A 9293-nucleotide genomic window follows, 5' to 3' on the forward strand; every position below is an offset into this window, starting at 1 on the left:
CGACCTTCTTCGAGTCGCCGGTTACCTACCTGGTCGGCACGACGGCCGAGCAGATGGACTACAACGCGCAGCTCGACTACTTCGACAATGTCCGGAACTCGCAGGCCACGGTATTTGCTCTACGAACTCGGGTACCGCAACTGACTCCGGCGATCGCTGAGCGTTTGAGCGAGCTGGTCCGGGACACGCACGGACGTTTCGAGAAGCAGAATCGGCACGAACCGGCCGAGGCTGGCGAATCGACATAATGACCTCGGTCCGAGACGCTGCCGCTGCAGCGAGAACTATCGACGACCCCGAGCTACGTGCCAGATCCTTCCTCGACACGCTGCAACTGCAGTTTGCGAGACCCTGGTCGATCGACCGTTTCGTTGCCGAGGTCGGGTTCAAGATCGGCCGTGTCATCGTGATCCTCGATCTACCTGACGATCTGAGCGAAAGCGGCGAGGTCTCGGGCTTTTGGGTACGAACTGCCCCGGTCGATGTCATCTACGTCCGTGCGGACGTAGATCCGCTCTTTCGTGAACAATGCATCCTCCACGAAGTCGCACATATACTTCTCGGTCACGATGCCGATGTCGTTGTTACCGAGGACATTCTGGTCGAATCGTTCATGAGGATGGCTCCTGCCATTCCGAGGACAATGATCAGCGCGCTTGCCGAGGAACAACGGGCGAAGGTGTGCTTCACGCGAGTCCCGGATTTCCTTCAGCCCATCGAAGCAGAGGCCGAATGGCTCGGCACACTCATGCTTGCCCGCGCCGATTCCCTACGCAAGCCGTTCTACCCGGAGAACATCGACTCGAAAGACAAGGAGACCCTGCGCCGGGTGGCCACAATTTTTGGGTGGCAGATGTGAGCACGTTCTTCGAGGCGATACTGCCAATAGTGTTGCTGGTGTTCGGTCTTCAACGCCTACCGTTGTACAGGCGGAGGCCGCAAACTCGCCCCATGACGGTGCTACTGCTCACTCTCAGCGTTGCGCAGATGTTCAGAATTCATGCGCTGGCAGACGACAAGCTTGACCCTGTCATACACGACGTAACGGGCCTGTGGAACATATCTGTTCTGATAGCTCAGGCCATGGCGATTTGCGCCGCAACCCAATGGGTCGGGATGGTGGCTCACTCGACCCAACGTAGTTTCTCGCGTCGCTCTCGCTACGCGGTCACCGCGGCGTTGGTTGTCGGTCTGGTCGTCTCTTTTCTCCTTTCCCCCGCGCCGTCGAGACCTACATATTACCTAAGTCAGACCTTTCCAGCCGAAGGCTGGATGCTGGTCTACTGGGTCATCTTCCTCGGAAGCCTGTCGCTGTGCGTGGTAGTGCCGTTCTACCTGTTGGTTCGCATGGCTCTGATCGTGAAGACCGGAGAACTAGCGCGCGTTCTCACCGCTGCTGCGGTGGCGTGCGGGATGATCCTGCTCTACGCAGTTCACAAAATCGTCTACCTAGTTGCGTTCACCCGCGGCACAGAGAACTGGTACACCGACCACACCGTTCAGATATCGCTCTTCCTCATCATGTCGCCCCTGCTCGTCGCCGGATACGTTGCGTGGGTGTACATCTGGACGACACTGCTTCCTCGCGTCCAGCGGTACCGACGCATCGTTGCGTACATGGATGAGTGGCAGGCCTTGGCGACTCGAAGCAACGCCATCCTTGCGGACACTCTGATCCCGAGCTCCAAGCGGGCTGCCTGGCGTGCCAGCAGAAACTCCGTCGCGTCTACCCGACTCATGGTCGAGATGGTCGACGGTGAAGACGGTAAGGCAACTTCCGCGGGGGCGACTAGAAGATGAACGGGATCAAGCGCTTAGAGCGCGTCATGTATTCGGCGTACCCCTCTCCTATGCCCTCGAGCATCGCGGACTCTTCCGACGGGATCCGGTGGACATATCCCCCCGCCAGAAACGACACCATGACGGGGGCAAGCCAGTTCCCGTACGCGATGGAGAATCCCAGCGCGCAGATCAATGCCCCCGTGTACGAGGGGTGCCGAATCAACCGGTACGGGCCCGTCTGCACCACCAGTTGCTCTGGATGCGTGTGGACCTTGAACGTGAAGGACTCCCCGAGCTTCCGCGCCGAAGCCAGCCGGAGGGCCTGCCCGAGTGCAGCGGTGGTCAAGCCCACGACGAAAATCGTTCTCCGGTGCCGATTAATGACGGTTGCCGGCGAGGCCACGCTCAGCACGAGGCCTCCGCCGTACGCCAGTGCAAGGCCACGGCCAACTGCTCTACCGGACCCGTTGTCCCGATTCACAGAGCCCGCTCGCGGCCTCCGCTTGCCCATCCTGTACTCCGACAACGCAAATCCCGCGAAAGCGGTAGCCAAAACCACAGCGGCCGGTCGACTGGTCACGAACAAGGGCAGCCTCTTGACGATCATGCGACACAGCTTCTCAGACTCAGTAGCCGCTCCGAGACGAGCAGGGTACCGACCAACTTCAAGGACCAACGCATGACGACGGCGACACTACCGATCAAAGGCCTGGCACTGGTCGGGGTCGGTGCGTTCCTCGCCGCATCCTCCGCAACAATGTCCCTGTACATGGCTCCACAGCTGGTGAAAACGCCTCTCGACGTCGACTCCGCAACGGTCGCAACGGGCACCGCGACCTTGCTCGACACCGAAGCGCTCGTTCAGGGCGTCTCGAAAGTCGATCGCGACGTTCCCATTCGTGTCTTACAGCAGGTTACTGTCGAAGAACCGTCCGACAGCAACAAGATCACCATGCAATCCGCTGTTTTGTTGCAACGAGACGACAGACCTGGTGAACGAGGAACGGTCAACGCAACCGTCGACAGATTCACCGCCGACCGCAGAACTGCGATGCCGATGGACGATCCGATCGGGTCGATCCAGAAGTACGACGATCAACCCGCCGACGAAGTCACGCACGACGGGCTCTCGCTCAAGTTTCCGTTCGACGTCGAAAAGAGGTCCTATCCGTACTTCGATACGACCACGCGCCGCAGCCAGGACGTCCAGTTCGACGGCGAGACCAACATCAACGGCCTGGACGTCTACCGTTTCGTTCAGGACATCGCGCCCTTCGACACCGGCGGCAAGCTCAGCCTCCCTGCGTCGTACTGGGGTATCGACGGGGACGAAGAGATTCTGATGCACCGGTTCTACAAGGCACGCCGTGAGCTGCTCGTTGAGCCCACGACGGGTGCAATCGTCTTCGGGAAACAAGCGGTTCACCAGTACTACGGACGTACCGCTAACGACCCGTCGGCGGTCACCATCGTGGAAATGTCGCCAGAGCTCGACGCTGCCACGGTCGACGAGCAGGTGCAGCGGGCAGTCGAGTCCAAGCGTCTCATCGACTGGGCTGAGACATACGGTCCCGTTCTTCTCGGGCTCGCCGGTCTCTCTGCATTCGCACTCGGCGTTGGGGTGTGTTGCCGTCCGAGGCCCCCAGGGCCGAGTTCGCTGAATTCTGACGGACCGGCTCCTGGCGACAGAGGGGATGACATGCAGCAGCAAGCGACCGAGAGGACACTGTCGTGATCGATTGGATAGCCAAGGCACAGGAGCTTCGCAAAGAGGTCTTGGAACCTGCTGCGGCAGTGGTCGACGAGACCGCTGAGATTCCTGAGTCGCACTTCGACTTACTGGTCAGCCAAGGGCTCTACGGCGTAGCTTTAGGAAGCGACAATCCGCTCCAGACCATGTCCGCCGTAGGGGAGATCCTGGTAAGCGGTTGTTTAGCAACAGCGTTCGTATGGGCCCAGCATCACGGCACTCTCCTCAGACTCGCTACGTCGGGGAACGAGTCACTCAAAGCAGAACATCTCTCAGGCTTACGGATGGGCACGATTCGCGCTGGCGTGTCAGGCAGTGGCTACGCCTCACCGCAGCGACCCCTCGTCCGGGCCCACCGGACTGCGGATGGCTATCGGATCGAAGGCTGTGCGCCATTCGTGACTGGGTGGGGCATGATCGACGTCGTTGGAGTAACGGCGTACGACCAGTTAAACGACTCGACGGTCACGTTCCTCGTTTCGGCAGCAGGCGGTAGGGGCCTGTCCCATGAGCCGCTTCACTTGGCTGCAGCCAACGCATCTCGCACTGTCTCGCTTAAATTCGACGGCCTTGCCGTAGCCGACAGCAATGTCATGCACGTGCAACGAAAGAGCCTGAGCAAGCAAGGGCCAATGTCGACGATTGATCGTGCAATCGTTCGTATCAACGGCTCGCTGGCACTCGGGTTGTCGAGTCGATGCCTGACTGCCTTGGATGAGCTTGGTCAGAACAACCAAGCACTCACAGACGGGTTTATCAACCTCCGAAAGTCGTTGAATGAGGCCGTAACCGACACGAGGATCGATATTCACGAGGTACGAGCGCAGGTCTGCCGCTTCGCCGTCGACGTATCGGCATACTTCACAGCTGTAGCGGGCAGCAAGGCTGTGAGGCGCGGGGGGCTGGCTGAACGCACCGCACGCGAGGCGAATTTCGCGCTGGTTTGCACTGCCACTGCCGAGATACGCGCTCATCTACTGGCCAGCATTGAGCAGCAGCAGTCGATTGCCCAAACAAGCTCAGAAGGGTTCCAATCGAACGGGTTACTCACATCAATGTAATTTCCTTCGACGCTCTCGGCGTGTCTGAGCCCGTCGAACATGATTCTGCATCAGGATAGGCACTGGTTGGGACCGATGATGCAGATGAAGGAGGCCACGCTATGCCGATGCCCAGTAAGGGTGACCGGAAGCCGTTGACTGTCCGAATCCCGCTAGAGCTCATAAAAACGCTCGAAGAACAACAGAGTTCAGCAGGTGTGACATCTCTGGGTCAGTACCTGGCCGATCTCATCGCGATCGTGAATGACCGCGAGGACCTCGCGCTTGAACTCAACCGACCGCGAAACCAAGGAGTGTTGCCGCTGACTGCATGATCGTTCTGTCCCGAACTGACATTCGGCACATACGACCAACTGAATTAGCGCAGCACAGATAACGAAAAACCCCCGGCGGGCGGGCCGAGGGTTCTCGAAGTCAGAGAAGCGAGTGACTAGCTCGCAACTCGTTCTGTGGTGCTTTCCCCGAAGGGACTGTCTTGGAGGACATGTCTCAGGGTACATCGTGCCCTGAAGTAGGTACAAGATTGAATGCTCGTGTCGTCCATCCGGATGCGACTGCGGACCGGCTGTGGCGTCGTTTCGCACCGGCCATTGCTGCGCGTCGATCGATGCGTCTCTACGACCCGACGACCCGTAAATACGTGTCCGCGGGACCGTTGACCGTCAAACGGCCGGTACTGCCAGCGGCTGTGCCGCTGTTCTCACGCGCGCGCGCCGGCATCGTTGCCCTCGACTTCGACACCAAACACCACGGTCACGCCTGCGTTGTCGCCGACGTGAGGCGTCTGCTGGCCTGGTTGACCGAATGCGGTGGCCGCGCAGTCGTCGACCAATCGGCCAGCGGCGGCCGACACGTGCTGATACCGCTGGCACCGGGAAAAACAGTCACCGCCGACGAAGTACGGCCACTGCTACGTCTTCTTGCAGCGCGACTTCCGACGTTGGACATCACACCGATGACCAACCACAAATCCGGGTGCATCACCGTGCCGGGCTCGCAGTGCAAAGAAGGTGGCTACCGCACCCTCGTCGACCTCGACCCGGCTACAGCGGCCGACATCCTGACCGTCGGGTCCGATGCCGGCACACTCCAACGCCTCGAAGCCCTGCTCGGAGGAACGGGCCGCACGGTCACCAGCCCGATCGACACCCACATCCGCGCCGAGACGTCCACTGAACGCGTCCTCGGCAGCAGCGATGACGCCCGGTTGCACCCACGTTTCTGCCGTTCCGCCCCGCCGCCTCGCTGCGTCCTCGACTTCGCCAGCACCGGCCGCATCGACACCCGCCGCTGGCCCTCACGCTCGGAAGCACGCCAATCCGTCATCACCCACGCAGTCCTCGCCGGAGCCAGCGCCACCGAAATCCTCACCCGCGTCTCTGAGCCGGCATGGGCGGGTGTGCGTGCCGCATACGCCCGCTACGCCGAGCCCGAACGCGCCATCCGCCGCGACACTGCCCGCGCCCTCGACTGGGCCGCATCGACACTCCCCGAGCCAGTCCGGGATACCGGGCACAAGCAAAAGCACACAGGGGGTACCTACGATCCGGTACTTCGTTTATGGCTTACCCACGCCCAAACCTGGGTCGCCTCCGAGTTTCTTCATCGCCGGGATCGCTGGACCACCCATGCAGTCGTTCAGGCACTGGCGTGGGCTGCCGCAATGTCAGGGCAGTTAGTGGAAGGCGTCCCCACTGTCGGTGTCGGTGGGCGGTCACTGTCCATCGCCGCCGGCATGCTCCCCGAATCGACGGTGTGGTCCGTTCTGGAGCGGCTGCGGGACATGGAAGGCTCACCGCTGTTGCTGATCGAACGCGGAGTCGGCCAGAACCCCGATCGGTACGCACTAGTGCCCACACATGCGGGACGTGCGGCGGTAGTCGACACCGTGGCAGGGCCAGCCGAAGTGGAGTCGGTACACCCGGCGTGGAGTGTCATCGGGTGGCGTCACCGCGTCCTCTACGACGCAGTAGTTGCCGCAGCCGAGCCTCTGACGGCGGATGAGTTGTTCACTGCCATCGGGATGGGACGCACCAGCGGGTACGAGGCTCTGCTGGATCTACGCGTCGCCGGGCTCCTCACAATCGAGAACACCCACATCGGTATCGGGCCCGTCGAACTCGACGACATCGGCCATCGTCACGGCCTCACCTCGGCCGTTCGTGCCCGCATCGTGCGCCACCGCGCCGAACGCATCGTCTGGCGAGAATGGCTCGCAGCCCGGGAGGAAGCACGCACCCCGCCGGAGCCCGATCGGTCGGTGTTCGCGGTCGCCGACGATCACCCGGCCGATTCACCCGACCACGACTACATCCTGGCCGTGATGAACACCGGCCCACCGGACCCGTTCTAACGCACCGTGTATCGGCCACGAGTTCAGGGTGACACCGAGCACCGGCCTTGTTCGCTTTACTCGCTCTGGCCCTCCTCCAGCGCGGCTGGAGGCTGCAACGCCGGACCGAACTGGACTCTTGGTGCACTGGCGCTGTGTGGATGCAGGGCGGCGTGAGCGATCGACGTGCTCGATGTCAGCCCAGTCGACGTCCTTGGGTGTCGAGGTCAGATAATCGGTGCGTTGGGTTGGCGGCGGATGAAGTCCGCCATCCCGGGGACGGTGAACGCAACCAGGCCGCGGGCCGGCGACCAGATGAGTCCTTTGCGTATACAGGAGTCACGGTGCGGTGCCATCGATTGCGGATTCGACCCGAGGGCCTCGGCGAGGGCTGCCGTCCGCGGAGTATCGGTTCCGCTGCGTGCGATCGCCACCAGATAGCGTTTCTCGGCGTCGGTGGCCCGTAGCCACCGTGAGCTGTAGAAGCCGGAATCGAGCGAGGCGTGGCCGGTGTCCACGGCGTCTTCGGCATCGGCGAGGGTGAACGGGGACTGCTGGGCTGCCTGCCAGAGCTCGTGACCGAACACCTGAAGGAAGTACGGGTATCCATCGCTCGCCGCGACGACGTAATCTGCTGCCTCGGCGTCGATGTCCTGGTTCAGCCGGGCGATGGGTGTGACGATCGCATCGCGGGCCTGATCGTCGGCGAGCGGACCGATGGTCCTGTAGTCGAACTGGCGCTCGGCGTAGGACCGTGCGTCGGCCAAGGCTTGCGCAAGGTTCGGCAGGCCGGCACCGCACACGAAGAACGGCCACTCACGCTGAGCCGCACGGTGCTGGGTAGCCAGGATCACCTGCAAGAGCGCCGGCTCGAGTTCCTGCATCTCGTCGATGAACAGCCCCAGCGCGGTGCCGTCCTTGCGGAGTTCCTCGGTAAGATCTTCGACGAGGTCCTCGAATTCGACCCCCAGGCTTGGTTTCTCGGCACCGGCGGAGCGAGCGAGCTCGACTCCGACACCGAACGCGGTGGCGGACATCGAGAACTCTTCGGTCAACTGCCGGATCTTGTCCGCCACCGGGCCGGCGAACTGACGACGGCGTACAGCGCGAGAAATATCTTTGGCGATACGCCTCCGCAGGGCCTCGGCACCTTCCACACTGGTCTGAGCTTCGACCTCGACCACCACCCAATCGTGGCGGCGAGCTTGATCCGCCATGGTCGCCAGGAGCGTGGTCTTCCCTACCCCCCGGAGGCCCTGCAGCATCAACCCACGGTCGTAGCGCCGCTGTTTCGCGCGGGCGACCAACAAGTCGAACCGTTCGAGCTCGGTGGTGCGTCCGACGAGCTCGGGGGGTCGGGTGCCAGACCCGGGTGTGAAGGGGTTCAGTCCGTACTCCATGCACATAGACTATCGGATTGTATGTAGTTGTATCAGTCCTATTCATATACAGTCAGATACATACCGATAGATCGGTGACTCGGTGCAGATCCGGGCGCGCCACGTCGACAAGCAGGGCCGGGCGCAAAGGCAAGTGCTGCGACGTCTCTACTGTGTCGATGTCGGCTGATGGCATGAAGAGCGGCTACACACCGTCAAGGTATGTTGACGATTGGCCCGGAAGGTCTCGAACCCGCGCCTGAGCCTTCAAACGTCATCTGTCGCGGCTCACTGAACCTAGGTGCTGCGCCCAGGTTGCGGCAACGTGGCGGTGTCCGATCTCTGTGCTCGACGAGTTGGACGACGACCAAGGTGTCGGTGTGCCGGGTCGTGAGTGCGCCGCATCAGGTGCTGTCGCCGTTGGTGGATGGGTCGAGGAGCTGCAGGGTGCGTTGCAGGAGTTGCTCGATGCGGTCCTCGACGTCGTCGACCATGTCCGGTACGTCGGCCAACGCCGTGTGGGCGCGTCGACGTGCCTCGACACCCGAGCGGTAGTACCCGGAGTCGAGCTCCAGGGGCACTGGCTCCGGAACGATGGGGTCACGCCGATCGGTACCACCGTCGGTGGGTCTGGCGAGGAGGCGGCGCGGGGTGTGCAGTGGAGAAGCCCCGGTGCGGTGCCTGGCGATCACCGCTCCGACCTCGGCGGCGGTCATCGCCGTCACCGGCAAGGGTAGGTGGCCCCACCGGTCGATCGGCACCGCGACCGGACCACTGCGAAGCGGCAGCCCCGTCATGTCGGGAAAAGTGTTGCGCTGCAAATGTTCTGCCAGCAGCGTGGTCGACGGGTAGCGCTCGGAGAACTGCAGGACCGGGTGCCACCGATCCCATATCGTGACCGGTTCGAAACCGGTGGAGTCGTTGGGGGCGATACGGATGCGGTGGCGGCTGCCGATCCACACAGCGTCGCCGTCGGTGGTGATCTCGGT

General features: G+C 62.2%; 8 protein-coding genes and 1 pseudogene. 6 read left to right on the forward strand and 3 right to left on the reverse strand.

What is annotated here, in order from left to right:
* The 3 genes from A2J02_RS28280 to A2J02_RS14700 all read left to right on the forward strand — a co-directional run.
* Window positions 1-248, forward strand: a 248-nt coding sequence (locus A2J02_RS28280; RefSeq protein WP_197478034.1) for a hypothetical protein, incomplete at its 5' end; no start/stop codon positions are given.
* Between the two features lie 158 nt (window positions 249-406).
* Window positions 407-859 (forward strand): hypothetical protein, encoded by a 453-nt coding sequence (locus A2J02_RS14695; protein WP_143544557.1) that lies wholly within the window; start codon window positions 407-409, stop codon window positions 857-859.
* Window positions 860-951: 92 nt separating this feature from the next.
* Window positions 952-1800 carry a hypothetical protein gene (locus tag A2J02_RS14700; RefSeq protein ID WP_139278505.1) on the forward strand — a complete coding sequence of 283 codons (849 nt, stop codon included), beginning with the start codon at window positions 952-954 and terminating at the stop codon, window positions 1798-1800.
* On the opposite strand, the gene A2J02_RS28730 is transcribed toward A2J02_RS14700, so the two are convergent.
* On the reverse strand, window positions 1790-2134 hold the full coding sequence (locus tag A2J02_RS28730) for a methyltransferase family protein (RefSeq protein ID WP_231893830.1): 345 nt from the start codon (window positions 2132-2134) through the stop codon (window positions 1790-1792). The genes A2J02_RS14700 and A2J02_RS28730 overlap by 11 nt on opposite strands.
* 327 nt (window positions 2135-2461) lie before the next feature.
* Between A2J02_RS28730 and A2J02_RS14710 the strand changes: the two genes are divergently transcribed.
* The 3 genes from A2J02_RS14710 to A2J02_RS14720 all read left to right on the forward strand — a co-directional run bounded on the left by A2J02_RS14710 (window position 2462) and on the right by A2J02_RS14720 (window position 6946).
* The gene (locus tag A2J02_RS14710) at window positions 2462-3517 is read left to right on the forward strand and encodes a DUF3068 domain-containing protein (RefSeq protein WP_051364804.1); all 1056 of its coding nucleotides are present in this window, start codon (window positions 2462-2464) and stop codon (window positions 3515-3517) included.
* Complete coding sequence (locus tag A2J02_RS14715; RefSeq protein WP_051364802.1) at window positions 3514-4593, forward strand: acyl-CoA dehydrogenase family protein; 1080 nt, start codon at window positions 3514-3516, stop codon at window positions 4591-4593. Before A2J02_RS14710 ends, A2J02_RS14715 begins: the two co-directional genes overlap by 4 nt.
* Window positions 4594-5116: 523 nt before the next feature.
* Window positions 5117-6946, forward strand: a complete 1830-nt coding sequence (locus A2J02_RS14720) for a hypothetical protein (RefSeq protein ID WP_139278506.1) — start codon at window positions 5117-5119, stop codon at window positions 6944-6946.
* Between the two features lie 206 nt (window positions 6947-7152).
* Here the strand turns inward: A2J02_RS14720 and A2J02_RS14725 are convergent, their stop codons facing one another.
* Both A2J02_RS14725 and A2J02_RS28285 read right to left on the reverse strand, forming a co-directional pair.
* On the reverse strand, window positions 7153-8325 hold the full coding sequence (locus A2J02_RS14725) for an ATP-binding protein (RefSeq protein WP_027494118.1): 1173 nt from the start codon (window positions 8323-8325) through the stop codon (window positions 7153-7155).
* 383 nt (window positions 8326-8708) lie between these two features.
* Window positions 8709-9293 (reverse strand): annotated as a pseudogene (locus A2J02_RS28285) (hypothetical protein); the annotation flags it as partial.

This window comes from Rhodococcus sp. EPR-147 (genome assembly GCF_001647185.1).
Classification (GTDB): Bacteria; Actinomycetota; Actinomycetes; order Mycobacteriales; family Mycobacteriaceae; genus Rhodococcoides.

Excerpts from the sequence above, each read along its gene's own strand:
- A2J02_RS14700 (WP_139278505.1), top strand. The coding sequence starts at position 952 with ATGACGGTGCTACTGCTCACTCTCAGCGTTGCGCAGATGTTCAGAATT.
- A2J02_RS14710 (WP_051364804.1), top strand. The coding sequence starts at position 2,462 with ATGACGACGGCGACACTACCGATCAAAGGCCTGGCACTGGTCGGGGTC.
- A2J02_RS14725 (WP_027494118.1), bottom strand. The coding sequence starts at position 8,325 with ATGGAGTACGGACTGAACCCCTTCACACCCGGGTCTGGCACCCGACCC.